The sequence below is a fragment of the Micromonospora carbonacea genome (assembly GCF_014205165.1).
GTDB lineage: Bacteria > Actinomycetota > Actinomycetes > Mycobacteriales > Micromonosporaceae > Micromonospora > Micromonospora carbonacea.
Window position 1 is genome coordinate 7,390,625 of sequence record NZ_JACHMZ010000001.1, and the last position, 16,143, is coordinate 7,406,767.

The window sequence follows — 16,143 nt, forward strand, 5'->3', positions numbered from 1 at the left end:
CGGCAATCCATCGATGCCTGTCAACTTGATCCGGGGTCGGGCCGCCACCGCGCCCGGCCGGCGGCCGGAGAGGTCAGAGCGCCGGGGACAGGTACAGGAGGCGGTTGGGCGAGCCGGCACCCGGGTTGAGCACCGCCGGATTGGCGACGCTGAACAGGTAGCTGGACACCTGCGCCGGCGTCCAGGTCGGGTTGTTGCCGAGCACCCGGGCGGCGACGCCGGCGACGAGCGGCGCGGCGTGTGAGGTGCCGCTGAGCGTCTGGGTCGCGGTGGTCGAACTCCACCAGGCCGAGGTGATGCGCTCGCCGGGGGCGAAGATGTCCAGGCAGGGGCCGAAGTTCGACCAGCTCGCCCGGTTGTCGTTGGTCAGCGTCGCGCCCACCGTCAGCGCGGTCGGCACCGACGCGGGCGAGACGTTGCAGGCGCTGGCGTTCGAGTTTCCGGCCGGGACCGTCACCGTGATGCCGTCGGCGACCGCGTTCGCCACGGCGGCGTCGAGCGCGGCGGTGGGGCTGGTCAGCACGCCGATGTTCGCCACGGCCGGCTGCCCGGCGGGGTGGTTGGCGACCATCCAGTTGATTCCGTTGATCAACATCGAGAGGGTGCTCGGCAGTGCGCAGTCGAACACCTTGACCGCGACCAGCACGACGTTCTTGGCCACCCCGAACGTCGTCCCGCCGACGGTGCCGGCGGCGTGCGTGCCGTGTCCGGTGCAGTCGTTCGCCGGGAGCGTGCCGTCGACGGCGTCGTAGCCGTACACCGCCTGGCCGCCGAAGTCGGCGTGGCCGATCTGGATCCCGCTGTCCACGATGTACGCGCGGACACCCGTCCCGACGCTGGTGAAGTTGTAGGTGCCGGTGAGCCCCAGCGGGGCGTCGATCCGGTCGAGGTTCCACGGGGCGTTCGGCTGGGTGGTGGCCAGGCTGGTCAACCGGTCCTGCTCCACGACCGCCACCGCCGGATCGGCGGCCAGCCGGCGGGCCACCGGCTCGGTGGTCCGCACGGAGAAGCCGTTGAGCGCGTCGCGCCAGATCTGGTCCGGCCGGAGGCCGTACCGCTCGGCGAGGCGGGTCACGCCCGTGCGCCGATCGGCGGCCGAACCCGCGCCCTCCTTGAGGACGACCACGTAGCTGCCGGGCACACGCTCCGCGTGGCCGGCGTCGAGGAGCACGCCGGTCGTCACCGCCGCCGGGTCGGCGACGGATGCCGCCGCGGCGGGGCCGGCCGCCATGGCCAGGAGCATGACCGCGGCGCCGAGCGTGGCCGCGCCGGCCCGATGCGCGCGCCCGAAGATCGTGTGCCAGTGGAGTTTCATCTCCCAGCCCTCCCATGGGTTCTCCCAGCGGACATCGGGCAGGTTTCCATGCAGGAAGGCACTCGAACAATCGACGTGCGTCTTGTTGTGCTCGGGGTGGGGAGAGTTCCTGTCCGATGTATCAGGACCGTCTCCGGAACCTCGCCCCATCGATCGACGCCCGCCGTGACGCGGGCGTGTAGCGTACGGTTCAGGAGCGGTGACCTCGGTTCAGGCGGCGTCGGGAGGAACACCATGATCGCGGAGACGGTGGAGTGCGCCTACTGCGGGCAGCCCAAGTCGGACCGGGTGCGCAAGTGCCCGCACTGCGGCAACGGGTGAGGATCCGCTACCGCACCCGCATCTGCATGACCTGCCCCTCGGGGTCGGTGCGGACCTCGAACGGGCGCTGGTCGGCGATTCCCTCCGCAGACCACGACCTGTCCACCAGCTGCGCGACCTGTCGGATCTCGATCGTCCGGTATCCGACCGAGGTGAGGTGGACCGTTATCGCCGAGGCGATGCTGACAGCGCTCGCCGGGGGACGCTGCGCCAGGAATCCGCGTGCGCGCAGCTGGAGCGCCACGGCCTTCAGCACGTCGTAGGTGAAGTTGCCGGTCACGCCAGCCAGGACGGCGTCCCGGAGGAAATCGGCGACGTCGAGCGTGTGGGCCGCCCCGGACAGTTCCTCTTTGGCGACTCCGTCCAGCACCAGGGAGGAACCGTCATCCAGCGGAACGATCAGTTGCGTCATGCGCACATGCTGGCAGATCCGCGCACCGTGATCGTAGGGAGGACCGGGTGGGGGGTGGCCCCGAATCCGGGAGCGTGTGGTGGCTCGGTTTCTGGCAGACCGCCAGGCACGCCCACTGGTGGCTCAGCGCGGACGTGCGCCTGCCCGACCGCGCCGACCCCCTGGCCGTGGGCTCCATCGAGCTCGACCGGCTGACCGAGCCCCTGGCCGCTCTGGCGGCCGCGCTCCCGGGCCTCGTCGCGACGGAACGGGCGGCCCTCGTCGACGTCGACCGCCGCATCGCCGACACGCTTCCCCGGGGCGACGACCCCGCCTCGACGGCGTCCGCCATCGCGACCCGCATCGAGCTGCTCGGTGACCGGGCCGCGGTGCTCGGTGCCGCCGCACGCCGCGCCTGGACCGGCGCGATGGTCGACCCGGCCGGCAACCTCGCGCTGTTCCGCGAGTTGGGCGGCATCCTGCTGCCGCAGGAACTCCGCGACCGGCTCAGGACGGCGCACGCAGCCGACACGACGCTCGTCGTGGCCCCCGGTCCCGGCCTGTCGGGCGTGCCGTGGGAGCTTCTCGTCGTCGACGACGACCACGACGTCCGTCTCGTCGAGCGCGCCACCGTGCTCGGTGGGGTCAGCCCGGCGATGCTGGTCAACCTGGCCAGACCGGCGTCCCGGGCCGGGGGCGGCCGGGCCGTACGGGTCGTCGACCCCACCGCGGCCGGGAGCCGCACCGGGGGCGGGCGCATCTACCCCGACGGGGTGCCCGAGGCGTGGCGCAGCCGCACCGGCGACGGCGACGCGCTGCTCGGCGCGGGCGCGGCGGGCGGCTGCTCGCCCGCGGAACTGTCCGCCGCCCTCCAGTCGCAGGAGTGGTCCCGCCTGGTGTTCGTCGGCCACGCCTCGGCCACGGACCCGGCGATGCCGACCTCGGCCGGGCTGGAGCTGGCCGGCGACGGGGAGACCGGGGACTCACGGCTCACCGCCGGGCAGTGGCTCAGGGATCCCACCCGGTGGCCCGCCCCCCGTCGGGTGGGCTTCGTCGCCTGCCAGTCCGACGACGCCGGCTACACCGAGCAGATCGGCCTCACCCTCGCGGCGTTGAACGCGGGCGCGCGTACCGTGGTCGCGACCCGCTGGAGCCTGCCGAGCGACGGTTCGGAGCGCCTGGTGGCCGGCGGGGCGCCGATCGGCTCGGCCACGACCGCGCTCGCCCTGGCCGTCGACGCGGCGCTGGGCACGACCGATCCCGTCGGGGCCATCGGCGAGTGGCAACGCGACCGGCTCGCCTGCTGGCGTTCCGCGCGCAGCGACGCCGCCCGCCGCCTGCACGCACCGCTGGTGTGGTCGGCGTTGGTCACGTACGACGTTCCCGACGCTGCGGTCAGCGCGATCCCGGGGGCCGAGGACCAGCCCGTCACGCGGCGGCCGGCGCCCGGGTCGCCACGTCACGACGCCCCCCGGGTGCCGCCCGCCGGCGACGCCGCCGAGGTCGCGAAGACCAGCCTGGCGGCCGGCGTGGCGGCGTTCGGCCGCGCCGACTGGCAGGAGGCGCGCGAGCACTACCTCGCCGCCCTCGCCGCCTTCACCGCCTGCGGCGACCTGAAGGGCGTCGCCGACGCCACGACCAACGTCGGCAACACGGCCTACTTCCTGGGCGACCTGGAGGAGGCCGCCGACCGGTACCGGACGGCGCTGCCGCTGTACCGGGACCTCGACCTCGATCGGCAGGTGGCCGTCGTCGGGCAGAACCTGGGCAACGTGTCGTTCCAGCGCGGGGAGCTCGACGTCGCCGCGGAGCAGTACCGGGCCGCCGCCGAAGCCCTGCTCAGGGGTGACTTCCGGCGGCACGCGGCGGACACGCTGGTGAACCTGGGCGCCGTCCTGATCGAACTCGGCCGCCCGCACGTCGCCCTCGGACACCTCGACCAGGCAGGGGCCCTCTACCGGGAGACGTGTGACGAGAGCGAACTGGGCGGCAAGCTCGCCGAACTCGACCAGAACACCGGGTTGGCGCTGGCCGGGGCGAAGTCCTTCGAGCGCGCCCGCGCCCACCTGCTCTCCGCCCTGCGGCACTGGCAGAGCGACGAACCGTCGGCGGAGCGGGCCGCCCGCGCCAACCACAACCTGGGGCTCGTCGCGTTCCGCGCGGGCGACCTGCCGGAGGCACAGCTCAGGTACACCCGCGCGCTGGAGCACTTCCACACGGTCGGCAACGAGCACGAGGCGGCCGACGCCAGGCTCGGCCTGGGGACCGTCGCCCGCCACCGGGGCGACGTGCGCGCAGCCCGGTCGAACTTCCGGCAGGCACAGGAGCACTACCGCAGGACGGGGCAGTGGCTGGCCTACGCCCAGGCCGCGTTCAACGAGGGGCTGACCCATCCGGGTGACAGCGACCGGAGGTTCGATCTGCTGGCCGGCGCGTGGGCGGCGATGCAGTCGATGTCGTGGCGGCTGGCGCACGTCAGCGAGCGGGCGGCATGGCGCGCCGCCCTCGACCACGCCAACGACGAGGTCCTGGAGACGGCTCGGCTCGGTGGCCGCGACCGGCAGTTCGCCGAGCTCGTCGAGTCGCTGCGAATCGCCGGCACGCTGCGCCGCGTCGCGCCGACGCCCCTGTCTCCGACGCCCCTGACTCCGGCGAGTCAGGAGGAGGCCGACCGGGACTCGCCGTTCGTCGAGCCGCTACCGTCGATGACCCTCTCCGCCGGGCCGGTCGTGCCCTGGGCGGCCTCGTCGGCCGCCGACGAGGCGCCCTGCGATGCGCCACCGTGGATCGACTGCGGCTGGCCGCCCACGCTGGTCGACGCCGTCGCCCGCGCCGAGGAGATCGTCGCCGTCACCGGGGCGACGACCCTTCCCCTGCGCCGGGGAGCGGTGTCGCTGATCCCGCTGCTGAGCCGCCACCCGGAAGAGGAAGGACCCGGGTAAACCGACCGGGCACCGGGCAGCACGGGCACGGATGCCGACTAGACCACGGAGGACCACCCCATGTTTCCACTCGAACTGTCGCAGCAGGCCAAGGGCACGCCCGTGGAGACCCTGCACCGCATCGTCGGGGCGGTCGGCCTCGTGATCACCGTGCAGGGCTCCGGCGATCTCGGGCGGATCGTCGGCGACCTGGTGACGGTCGCGCCCCGCCTCGCCGAGGACCACGAGGTCAGAGCCGACGGCCTGATCGTGAGCCGCGTGGGGCTCTACCGCGTCTTCTGGGGCGCGCTCAAGTGGCCCGGCGGAAGCCTGGCCATCCTGGCCCCGCTCTCCCTGCACGACAGACAGGAGGTCAGCGAGTGGACCCGGCACTTCATGAGGGAGGTGCTCGATCCGATCCGGACCCTGTCGCAGCAGGGCTACTCCGTCGGTGGTGGCGGCAACGGCATGGTGACCGAAGAGGGCTTCTGCCGCGCCTTCCAGCAGGCGTACGTCTAGCGCTTCGGCCGGGTACGACGCCACCGGCTACCTGATGCGGTGGGAGAGCCGGATGCCGCTGATCGCCGCGGCGGCGGCCGGCGAGGAGCGCGCGACCCGCCCGATGGCGCTGACGGTCCAGTCGCCGGAGAAGGGGGCCGGCGGGTGGGGGCTGCCCGACGCGTTCCGGCGGATCATCGCCGGCCAACACGACGAGAGCGCCCTCGTCAGCGGCCTGAACCCGGCCGACGCCGCCGTGGTCCGCCGGGCGCTCGCGGCGATCGCCTGGCACACAAAGGTGACCGGGGCCGCCACGGAGGCCGAGCGGTTCGCGTTGACCGAGGCGGATCTGCGGGCGGCGACCGACGAGGGGGACCGGCTGCGGGCCGGTACGCGCGCAGCCGAGCTCAGCGGGCTGCTTCGCGCGCGGCAGGAGTTCACGGCCGCCCTGCGGTACGCGGACGACGCCATCGCACACGAACGGCGGGTCGGATTCGGGCCGTGGCGGCAGCGGTTCAACCTCGGCCGCCGGCTGCAACTCGTCGCGGACCTGGGACGCCCGGAGGAGGTCCTCGCGGCGTTGGAACCGCTGCGGCCGCAGCTGCGGGGGGAGCCGGACCTGCCCACCCCGGCGGATCCGGCCAACCCGTCGGTCGTGCGGGAGAACCTGCTCACGCTCGGCCAGCAGGCCGCCCTGGCCCTGGGGCGCTGGGAGCTGGCGCTGGGCTTCCACGAGGACCGGGCGGCCAGCGCGGAGCTGCGCGGGGCGGACGCCGCCGAGCTGGCGGAGCTCCGGCTGGACCGGGTCAGGTGCCTGATCGGCCTCGGGCGGCCGGCGGAGGCGCGCTCGCAGCTCGACGAGATCCGGCCGCTGCTGCGCGGGGACGATCCGGCGCTGGCGGTCGAGGTCGCGTCGTACGACGCGACGCTGGCCGGCGGGACGACGAAGGCCGCGGAGGCGCTGGCCGAGGCGTACCGGCGGTTGTCCGGTGGCGGCCTCGACCCGAGGCTGGTCGCGCGGCAGCACGTCGTGCTCGGCCAGCGGCTCGGCCAGGAGGGCGAGCCGGCCGGGGAGGCGGCCCACCTGCTCGCGGCGGCGCTCATCTGCGCGCGCGTCGGCGACCGGGACACGGCCGCCCTGACGGTCCGCCACGCCGCGCCGCACCTCTACCAGGCGGACGGCACCCGGCTCGCGGTCACCCTGCCGATGCTCGTGGCCGAGATCGAACGTGTGCCCGGCGTGCGGTTCGGGCACCTGGTCACCCGGGTGATCGGCACGCCGGACGGTGCGACCGACCGGCTGGCCGCGGCGGTGCGGGCGGCGTACGCCATCCCGTTGACCGAGCTGTTCGCGTTCGACCGGCTGGTGGCCGACCTGGAGGACGAGATCGCCGTGGTGGTCGCGGCGGCCACCCGAGGGGAGGGGGACCGGGCGGCCGTCGAGGCGACCCTCGCCGGGCTGGCCGGCGTGCCGGACATGGTGCCACTCGTGGCGGCCCTGCGCCGGGCCGCCGCCGGTGACCTGCCCTCGGAGTCCGAGCAGCAGGCGATGCACCCGGTGCACGCCGCCGTCCTGGCCGAGGTCCGGGCCCGGCTCGGCTGTTGATCGACGGGGGTCGGTGCGCACGGGCCCGGTGACCGTCGCGCACCGGCGGCGGGCGTGTTCCGACCGGGACGTTTGAAGGATCCGCGACCGCAGCCGTCGTCAGGGGTGTCCGGTCCGACCGCATGGGTGGCCCGAGCGGGAGGGACGGCGTCGTGCGCCCGGACACCGCCGGGCCGCCACCGTACGGGCCGACGCGGAGCGCCCCTGCCGCGTGCCGGCAGGTGCCGGTGCCCCACCGCTGACGAGGATGGACGAGCGTGACCAACATGCTGTCGGTCTCCGAGACCGAGCCGGGGTGCCTGCCGAGCATCTCGGCGGCGCTGGCGGCGGCCGGCCGCACCGCCACGATCGTTGTTCGGCCGGGCACGTACCGGGAGCAGGTGCGCCTCACCGGAGACGTCACGGTGGTGGCCGAGGACGGCCCGGGAACGGTGACCATCGACGGTGGGGACGGGGTGGCGGTCCTGGTCGGCGGGGGAGAGCCGACGCTTCGCGGGCTCACGGTGCGCGGCGGTTCCGCCACCCGACCGGCGGTGCAGGTCGGGGGCGGCACGCTGCGGGCGACCGGGTGCGCGATCACCGGCCGGGGCTCCGCCGCGGTCCACGTGCCGGGTGGGCAGGTGGACCTGCGCGACTGCCAGGTGGGCAACCCGGGCGGCGACGGTTTCCGGTTCGAGCGCGGCGGTGGCGGCACGGTCAGCGCCACCACGGTCCGGGGCGCGCACAACGGGGTGGTGATCGCCGACGGCGCGGACCCGGTCCTGCGCGGCTGTGCCCTCGTCGATCTCCGCGGCGTGGGCGTGCTGTCGACCGGCGGCGGACGGGGCACGCTGGAGGACTGCGAGATCCGCGCGGTCGGTGGGCACGCGATCGTCGTCTCCGGGACCGCCGACCCGCTGTTCCGTCGCTGCGCGGTGCGTGGTGCCGCCGGCTACGGCCTGCTGCTGAGCGAGCAGGCCACCGGCACCTTCGCCGACGGCACGATCGTCGACGCCGGGGCGGCTGCCGTCGTGGTCACCGGCTCGGCCGCGCCGCTGATCGACGGGGGCGAGGTCGCCGGCGGGCCGGGTGGGGCACTGTTGTTCCAGGGCGAGGCGACGGGGGTGCTGCGCCGGTTGACCGTGCGCGGCGGGCCCGCCGGGATCGTGGTCGGCGGGTCGGCCGCGCCGCTGATCGAGGACTGCGTGGTGGAGGGGGCCGGCGAGTACGGCGTGCAACTGCTCGATCAGGCCCGGCCCGTGGTCCACGGGACCCGGGTGCAGCGGTGCGTGGCCGGTGGGTTCCTGGTCGAAGCCGGGGCGACGCTCACCGTGGACCAGTCGACGGTGCGGGACTGCGGACTCGGGTTGCAGCTCGACGGCGCGGCGACGGTGACCGGGTCGGACGTCGGCGCCGCCCACGGCGCCGGCATCCTGGTGCAGCCCGGGGCGCACCTGACCCTGCTGCGCAGCCGGGTGCACCACAGCGGCGGGCCGGGGGTCTGGTTCACCGCCGGATCGTCGGGGCGGGTGAACGGCTGTGAGCTGGTCGAGAACGCGGGGGAGGGGCTGCTGCGGGACGGCGCCGCACCGGTCCGGGTGGACGCGACCACGATGGTCGGCAACGGTGGCACGCCCGTCGGCGCGCAGCACCCCCCGCCACCGCAGGACGTCCCGGAGGCGCCCGGAGCCTGGCCGCTACTCGGCCACATCGTGCCCATGCTCCGGCAACCGCTGGGCTTCCTGCCCGGCCTGGCCAGGCACGGGGACGTCGTCCGGGTGCGCTTCGGCCGGCTCCCCGTCTACGTCGTCACCCACCCCGACGCCGTACGCGACGTGCTGGTGCCGGGGGACGTCGACTTCGAGCGCGGGATCTGTTTCGACCGGCTGGAGCCCGGGCTCGGCCAGGGGATCGCGACGGCGTCCGGCGTCGAGCACCGCCGGCTGCGCCGGCTGCTCCAGCCCGTGTTCAGCCGGGAACGCCTCGCCGGATACTCGTCGATCATGCGGACCGTGGCCGAGGAGACGACCGCGGCCTGGCGTGACGGCCAGGAGCTTGCCGCCGACGAGGTCATGGACGACCTGGCGCTGGCCGCGCTCACCCGGAGCCTGTTCAGGTTCACCCCGGACGCCGAGACCGCCGAGGCCGTCAAGCACGGCATGCGGATGCTCACCCACGGTCTGCTCCAGCGCATCGTGCTGCCTGCGGAGTGGGAGCGGGTACCCACCTTCGGCAACATCCGGTTCCGGCGTGCGATGGCCCGGATGAACCGGGCCGTCGGCCAGGTCGTCACCGCCTACCGCCAGGCCGGCGAGGACCGGGGCGATGTGCTCTCCGCGCTGCTCATGACACGTGACGAGGGCGGCGTCGGCCTGTCCGACCAGGAGGTGCACGCCCAGGTGGCGACGCTGGCGTTGACCGGCGTGGAGGCCCCCGGAGCGACGCTGGCCTGGCTGCTGTACGAGATCGGACGCAGCGCCGAGGTCACCGGCCGGGTCTGCGCCGAACTCGACGAGGTGCTCGGCGGCCGGACGCCGGAGCACGACGACCTGCCCGCGCTGGAGTACACCGGCCGGGTCGTCGACGAGGTGCTGCGGCTGCACACGCCCCTGCTCTTCTCCCGCCGCACGGTGACCACGGCCAGGGTGGGCCGGTCGATCATCCCGCCCGGCGCGGAACTCGTCTACAGCCCGTACCTGCTGCACCACGACGACCGCTGGTTTCCCGACCCGGCCCGGTTCGATCCGGACAGGTGGCTCCCGGCGAACGCGCGGCAGGTCCCCAAGGGGGCCTACATCCCGTTCGCGGCCGGCTCCTTCCAGTGCATCGGCCGGCAGTTCGCGATCTCCGAACTCGTCATGATCACGGCGGTGATCTTCAGTCGCTGGACGCTGCGACCGGTGCCGGGCGCAGCCGTGCGTGAGGTCGCCAGCGCCCTCGTGCGCCCCAGTGAGCTGCCGATGACCGTCCACCTGCGGGGCGGCGGCGAACGGCCCACCCCGGCCGGGCCGCGATGAACACCTACCGCGCCGCGGACCTGAGCCTGCCCTTCGCGCGGGCCGTCCATCCCTGGTCGGGCCGGGCGCAGGAGTCGACGGAGTCGTGGGCGCGCCGCTGTGGCCTGCTGCGCTCGCCGGAGGCGGTCGCCGCGTTCCGCGCGCTGGGCTACGGCCGGCTCATGTCGACGCTCTGCCCGTACGCCCCGTTCGACGGGCTGTCCCTGGTCACCGACTGGAACAGCCTCTTCTTCGTCACCGACGACCAGCAGAACGTCGCGTGCGCCACCGGCCGGGCCGACCGGTACGAGGAACTCGTGGCCAGCATGCGGCGGATCGTCGGCGGCGACGTCCGGCCCACGGCACACGACCGCCATCCCCTCGTGGTCGCGCTGCGCGACCTCCTGCGCCGCTCGCTGCCGGGCCGTCCCGGCCACTGGGTCGCCCGGTTCCGGCGGCACCTCGAACGGTGGCTCGACGGCCACCTGCGGGAGAACGCCCACCGCACCGGCGGCACCGTGCCCGGCCCGGACGAGTACGTCCTGCTGCGGCGGGACGCGTCGACCGTGCTGCCCACCCTCGATCTCGTGGAGCTGGTGGAGGGCGCCGAGGTGCCGGAGCGGCTCTACCTCTCGCCGCAGTACCAGACGTTGGTGCTCGGCACCGCGGACGTCATGTGCTGGGTCAACGACATCCACTCGTGGCACATGGAGAGGGGTGACCCGATGAACCTCGTCACGGTCCTGGACCGTCACCTGGGGCTCGGCACGCAGCGGGCCGTCGACGCGGTCGCGGCCCGTGTCGCCGGCCGGGTGGCCGAACTCCTCGCCGCGACCAGGAGCCTTCCGGCGGCGATGGACGAGCTGGGCGTCCCCGCAGCGGACCAGGGGGCCGTCCTGCGTTGCGTGCGGGACCAGCAGTCCTGGGCCGCGAGCATGGAGACCTGGGACCGCACCGACACCATCCGCTTCGCCGACGCCGGTTCTCCCGGCGCGGGCCGGGTCGCCCCCTACGTCGAGGACCTCCTCCCCGACACGTAGGCGGGCCGCGAGCCGGACCGCCGGTCCCCACGCGACGCGTCCACCGGTCGTGGACGAGCGCGTGGCACACCACACCCGCCGACGATTGGACCCCCATGGCCATGCCGTTGTCCCGCGAGGCCCCCGACGCTCCCGGCCGGCTGCCGCTGCTCGGGCACTCCCTGTCGCTGCTGCGACGTGACCGCCTCGGCTACGTCACGGGCCTGCGGGCGGTCGGTGACGCGTGCTGGGTCCGATTCGGCGCCCGCCGGTTCCTGGTGCTCAACGCGCCGGAGTTGGTGCACGCCGTCCTGGTGGAGCAGGGCAGGCACTTCGACCGGGGCCGCATCTTCGACAAGGCCCGGCCGTACGTCGGCGAGGGGCTGTACACCGCGGAGGGCGCCGAACACCACCGGCAGCGTCGCATGGTGCAGCCGGCCTTCGGCTCCGCCGAGGTCGGGCGGTACACCGCGGTCATCCACGACGTGACCCGGGAGCAGGTCGCCGCCTGGCCGACCCACGGCACCGTCAACATCGAGCGCGCGATGCACGATCTGCACAGCGAGATCATCGGCCGGACGATGTTTCGCGCGCCGCAGGCCCGGCAGGTGGTCCAGGCCGCCCGCGACGAACTGCCCACTCTCGTACGGGGGCTCGGCGTGCGTACCCTCATGCCCGACGTCTTCGCCCGCGTGCCCGTCCCGGTGAACCGCCGCTACGACGCCGCCTGCGCCCGGGTGCGCGGCGCGTGCGACCGGCTCGTGGCGGCCCACCGCGAGATCCACGGGGACCTCGGCGACTTCGTGTCGATGCTCGTCCGCGCCCGGGACGCCCGGACCGGGGTCACGATGTCGGACACCGAGATCCGGGACCACGTCATGACCCTGTTGATCTCCGCGATCGAGACCCCGGCCACCGTGCTCGCCTGGGCGTTGTACGAGGTCGCCCGGAATCCCGAGCTGCGCGACGGGCTGGAGCGGGAGGTCGCCGAGGTCGGCGGCGCGCAGGGGCGCGTCATCGAGGTCGACGACCTGCCCCGGCTGCGCCTCACCGACGCCGTGGTCCACGAGGCCCTCCGCCTCCACCATCCGTTGTGGATGCTGATGCGGCGGGCCGTCCGTCCCGTGACCGTCGGGGGCGTCGACATCCCGGCGGGCGGTGAGGTGATCTACAGTCCGGCGGCCATGCACCGGGACCCCGCCGTGTTCCCCGACCCGTTGCGGTTCGACCCGCGTCGGTGGCTCGACGGGGCGGCGACCCCGGCCATGCGGCGGGCGTTCGTGCCCTTCAGCCTGGGCAACCGGCAGTGCCTCGGCGACAGGTTCGCCTGGAACCAGATGAAGACCACCCTCGCCGCGATCGTGGGCGGATGCCGCCTCGCGTTGCCCGACGGCTTCCGGGCGAGGACGGTGGTGAGCAGCATCGTTCATCTTGAGCGCCTGCCGATGGTCGTGCAGCCGCGGAAGCCGTGGTGACGGTCGGCGCGGGCCTGCCGCAGAGCCTCTTCGCGGGCGACCCGGACGGCGATGGTCATCGTGGCGGGCCGAAGTGCCGGGCGAGCGCGGCGCGCAGCGTGTCGGTGTCGCCGGCGGACCAGGCGACGAAGCAGTCGGGGCGCACGAGCAGCGCGGTCGCGGTCGTGCCCTCCAGCGGGCCGGCGACCACGTCGACCCGGTCGCGCCACCCGGCGGCGGTCTCCGCGTGGGCCCCCGTGGAGTCCAGCAGCAGCGGCCGGGCGGCGTGGGTCAGCTCGGCGAGGCGGGTCGGCCCGTGCGCGCCGTGCACGACCACGTCGGGGGCGTAGCGGCCAGCCAACGGGTCGGCCGGGTCGGCGGGGTAGCGGGTGTCCGCGCCGGACATCAACGCCGCGATGTGCCCGGTCACCTCCGGCATGCGGAGCAGCTCGGCGAAGAGTTGCCGCAGGCCGGTGATCTCGTCGCCGGGGCCGGTGAGCGCCGACTGCGCCTGGGTGGACATGACGACCCGCTCGGCGACGGGTCGACGCTCGGTCTCGTACGTGTCGAGCAGGCCCGGCGGTGCCCAGCCGAGGACCGTGGCGGCGAGCTTCCAGCCCAGGTTGACGGCGTCCTGGAGGCCCAGGTTGAGGCCGGGACCGCCGATGGCGGGGTGCACGTGCGCGGCGTCGCCGAGCAGGAGCACCCGGTCGGCGCGGTAGCGGGCGGCGATCCGGGTGTTGCGACCGGTCAGCCGCCGCAGCAGGCCGGGGCCCTCGGCAGGGCCGAAGGGGACGTCCGCGCCGAGCACCCGGGCGACGCTGGCGCGCAGCTCCGCCAGGTCCATCGGGGTCTCGTCGTCCGTCGGCGCGTCGGGCCACTCCGTCGTGGTCAGGAGCGCCGGGCGGCCGGGGAACGGGGCCCAGGCGATCAGGCCGCGCGGGGTGCGGGTGTGCTGGAACGGCGGCACGACGCCGTACCCGGGGACACGCAGGCCGCCGGTCGCGGGGTCGAGGAAGGACGCGGGGACGGCCACGGTCGCGGTGCGGGAGGTCGACCGGTCGTCGGTGACGCCGGGGAAGTCGATGCCGACGAGACGGCGCACCGTGCTGCGGCCGCCGTCGGCGCCGACGAGGAACCGGGCGGTGAGCTGCGTACCGTCGGCGAGGTGGACCTCGACCGCGTCGGGCCGTTGGCGGAGGTCGACGACGTCGTGGCCGTGGCGCAGTTCGACCCCGAGCTCGGCGGCCCGGGCGGCCAGGGTGGCCTGGAGCTGGGCCTGCGGCACGCCGAGCACGTAGTGCGGGTTGTCGGCGAGCACCGTGAGGTCCAGCGGGAACGCGCCGAAGGTGAAGGCCGGCTGCGGAGCCGGCGGGGTGTTCCCGCCGCTGAGCCGGGTGTAGAGGCCACGCCGGTCGAGCAGGCGGACGACCTGGCCGACGAGGCCGTTGGCGCGGGGCTCGCCCCCGAGCGTGTCACGGCGTTCGAGGACGACGGGGCGGAGGCCGGCGAGGGCCAGTTCGCAGGCGAGCATGAGGCCGTTGGGGCCGGCTCCGGCGATGAGGACGTCGATCATGATCGTGGTCCCTTCGGGGGTGCGCGTCGTCGCCACGACGGGCGCGGCGCAGTGCCGGCCCGCCGCGGAGCTGTGACGCGGCTGAGGCGTGGGTTTGACGGGGTGGAACTGTGGCTCGGGCGGGCCGGGCTTCAGCGGGGCGGCGTCGGGAGGCCGGCGGCGACCTGGGTGAAGGCGTCGGTGATGAGGCGCTCGATCGGGGTGGGCGGGTCGGCGCTGTCGAGGTAGTGCTGCATGGCGACGGCGACGGCGGCGCTGGCGGCGGCCGCGACGAGCCGTGGGTACATGTCGGTGGTGAGGTCGGTGCCGGTGCGCTCGGCGACGGCGGCGGCCAGCCCGGCCTCGGCGATCGCGGCGGCGCGCAGCCGCTCGCCCTGGAGCGCGGGCTCGGCGAGCATGGTCCGCACGCCGGCCACCCACTGCGCATGGGCGGGGGACGGCATCGCCTCGACCTCGGGGCCGGGCGTGAACTGTTCCAGCGCCGCCGCGGTGAGCGCCGCCCAGAGCGGCTCGTCGGCGGGGCGTTCGCGTAGCGCGGCGGCGGTGCGCAGGCTGCGGTCGAGGTGGCGGGAGGCGATCGCCTCCGCCTTGCTGGAGAAGTAGTTGTTGAAGGTGCGCGGGGAAACGCCGGCCGCCTCGGCGATGTCCTCGACGCGGACGTTGTCGTAGCCGCGCTCGGCGGTGAGGCGGATAGCTGCCCAGCCGAGCGCCGCCCGCGTCTCGGCCTTCTTGCGCTCCCGCAGCCCTGTCATGCGACCACCCTAGCATTAGTTGCGTGGAACGCAAAAATGCGTGTCACGCAAAGAGTGGTCGCCGGGTGCGGCACCCGCCCGGCGCGTCCCCTGGTCGGGAGCCGCCCGGCCGCCGGCCAAGACTGGGGTCCCGGACCAGGGAGAACCCCGGTCCGTACGCGGCACCCGACGGCACACACTGCTAGGCGTCCGGCCGTGCGGCCGGACGGTCAGTCAGGGTGAGAAGGGGTACGACATGAGGCGTAGGACCGTGCGGATCGACACCATCCCGGCCGACGGCGTGGAGCTGGCCGACGAGCAGCTCGCCCGGATGCTGGGCGGCCTGCCGAGGCGGGACGCCGGCGGTTCGTCGAAGACCATCGACGACATCCCCAACGGGGGCCGGAACGACACCGACAGCGACTTCTGATCAGTCGCCGCCACCGGCCCGCCCTGTCCGGGGCCGACCGGTGGCGGCGGACCGGGGTCGGCGGAGGTGTCGGTCCGCCCGCCGCCCGGGTGGTCCGGGCCGGCAGGTGGCCGCCGCGCCGGAGTCGTACCCCGGGTGCAGACTGCGTGGCGTGGACCTGACGCTCGCGTTCGCCGCCCTGCTCGGGCGGTCCGACTCTCCCGCCGGCTCCTACGACGCCTACTACGGCGGCGACACCCTCGACGAGTTCCTGCTCCCGGCCTCCTGGCTCACGCCGGCAGCCCTCGCGTCGTCCGCCCCGGTCGCGCTGCCGGACGTCGACGCCTGCTTCCTCGACGACGACCACGCGGACCTGGCCTGGGAGTTCGACCTGGCCGGCTCGCTGTTTGCGATCGAGTGGGCCGAAGACGTGCTGCCGGCGGCGTTCCTCGCCGACGCGCGGGCGGCCGACCCCGACCTGCTCGTCGGCGGCGCCGACCTGGGCGTGCTGCTCGCCCGCCACGGCGTCGACCTGACGGCCGAGTCGGCGGGGCGGCTGAGCTACCGCATCTCGCCGCTGCTGCGCCTGGCCACGGACGGCACCCTTCACGACGCCATGCGGATGGCGACGTTCACGCACCGCCTGCCGGCGCTGGTCCCGTTCGGCGACGAGGGGTGGCGGCGGGTCGAGCCGGGCTGGGCGGAGGCGCTGGCCGCGGTCGAGCCGCCGGAGCTGCGTGACCACCTGAGCCTGCACTGCCTGGAGCCGTTCTCGTCGCGGGCGGCGGGGGCCCGCTACCTGGGCGCGAACGAGTGGCCGACCGGCACCTCGGCCCTCGACGGTCGACGCAAGCTGCTGGCGGGCTGGGAGTTCGGCGAGTCCCAGTCGGGGGTGGCCGTGGTCGCCTGACCAGGGCGGTGCCCCGC

12 protein-coding genes are annotated in these 16,143 nt (G+C 74.6%); 8 read left to right on the forward strand and 4 right to left on the reverse strand.

Annotation, left to right across the window (positions count from 1 at the left end):
* Positions 1–73 precede the first annotated feature (73 nt).
* Both HDA31_RS31185 and HDA31_RS31190 read right to left on the reverse strand, forming a co-directional pair.
* Positions 74–1,315, reverse strand: coding sequence for a S8 family peptidase (locus HDA31_RS31185; RefSeq protein ID WP_178066800.1), 1,242 nt, complete (start codon positions 1,313–1,315; stop codon positions 74–76).
* A 328-nt stretch (positions 1,316–1,643) separates the two neighbouring features.
* The gene (locus HDA31_RS31190; protein ID WP_178066799.1) at positions 1,644–2,048 is read right to left on the reverse strand and encodes a hypothetical protein; all 405 of its coding nucleotides are present in this window, start codon (positions 2,046–2,048) and stop codon (positions 1,644–1,646) included.
* 47 nt (positions 2,049–2,095) lie between these two features.
* Here HDA31_RS31190 and HDA31_RS31195 point away from each other — a divergent pair, with 47 nt between their 5' ends.
* From HDA31_RS31195 to HDA31_RS31220, 6 genes are all read left to right on the forward strand, one after another.
* Positions 2,096–4,969: a CHAT domain-containing tetratricopeptide repeat protein gene (locus tag HDA31_RS31195; RefSeq protein WP_178066798.1), complete on the forward strand. Its 2,874-nt coding sequence runs from the start codon at positions 2,096–2,098 to the stop codon at positions 4,967–4,969.
* A gap of 60 nt (positions 4,970–5,029) precedes the next feature.
* On the forward strand, positions 5,030–5,467 hold the full coding sequence (locus tag HDA31_RS31200) for a hypothetical protein (RefSeq protein ID WP_178066797.1): 438 nt from the start codon (positions 5,030–5,032) through the stop codon (positions 5,465–5,467).
* A 52-nt stretch (positions 5,468–5,519) separates the two neighbouring features.
* Positions 5,520–7,052, forward strand: coding sequence for a hypothetical protein (locus HDA31_RS31205; protein WP_178066796.1), 1,533 nt, complete (start codon positions 5,520–5,522; stop codon positions 7,050–7,052).
* A gap of 266 nt (positions 7,053–7,318) precedes the next feature.
* Positions 7,319–10,048, forward strand: a complete 2,730-nt coding sequence (locus HDA31_RS31210) for a cytochrome P450 (protein ID WP_246384731.1) — start codon at positions 7,319–7,321, stop codon at positions 10,046–10,048.
* The gene (locus HDA31_RS31215; protein WP_178066794.1) at positions 10,045–11,067 is read left to right on the forward strand and encodes a terpene synthase family protein; all 1,023 of its coding nucleotides are present in this window, start codon (positions 10,045–10,047) and stop codon (positions 11,065–11,067) included. The genes HDA31_RS31210 and HDA31_RS31215 overlap by 4 nt, the downstream gene beginning before the upstream one ends.
* Before the next feature lie 95 nt (positions 11,068–11,162).
* Entirely contained in the window at positions 11,163–12,521 is a 1,359-nt protein-coding gene (locus HDA31_RS31220) for a cytochrome P450 (RefSeq protein ID WP_178066793.1), read from the forward strand.
* A 55-nt stretch (positions 12,522–12,576) separates the two neighbouring features.
* Here the strand turns inward: HDA31_RS31220 and HDA31_RS31225 are convergent, their stop codons facing one another.
* Both HDA31_RS31225 and HDA31_RS31230 read right to left on the reverse strand, forming a co-directional pair.
* Complete coding sequence (locus HDA31_RS31225; RefSeq protein WP_178066792.1) at positions 12,577–14,076, reverse strand: FAD-dependent monooxygenase; 1,500 nt, start codon at positions 14,074–14,076, stop codon at positions 12,577–12,579.
* A 131-nt stretch (positions 14,077–14,207) separates the two neighbouring features.
* Entirely contained in the window at positions 14,208–14,828 is a 621-nt protein-coding gene (locus HDA31_RS31230) for a helix-turn-helix domain-containing protein (RefSeq protein WP_178066791.1), read from the reverse strand.
* Between the two features lie 235 nt (positions 14,829–15,063).
* Between HDA31_RS31230 and HDA31_RS31235 the strand changes: the two genes are divergently transcribed.
* Positions 15,064–15,237 (forward strand): putative ATP-grasp target RiPP, encoded by a 174-nt coding sequence (locus HDA31_RS31235; protein ID WP_178066790.1) that lies wholly within the window; start codon positions 15,064–15,066, stop codon positions 15,235–15,237.
* Between the two features lie 151 nt (positions 15,238–15,388).
* Positions 15,389–16,126: a hypothetical protein gene (locus HDA31_RS31240; RefSeq protein WP_178066789.1), complete on the forward strand. Its 738-nt coding sequence runs from the start codon at positions 15,389–15,391 to the stop codon at positions 16,124–16,126.
* Positions 16,127–16,143: the final 17 nt, after the last annotated feature.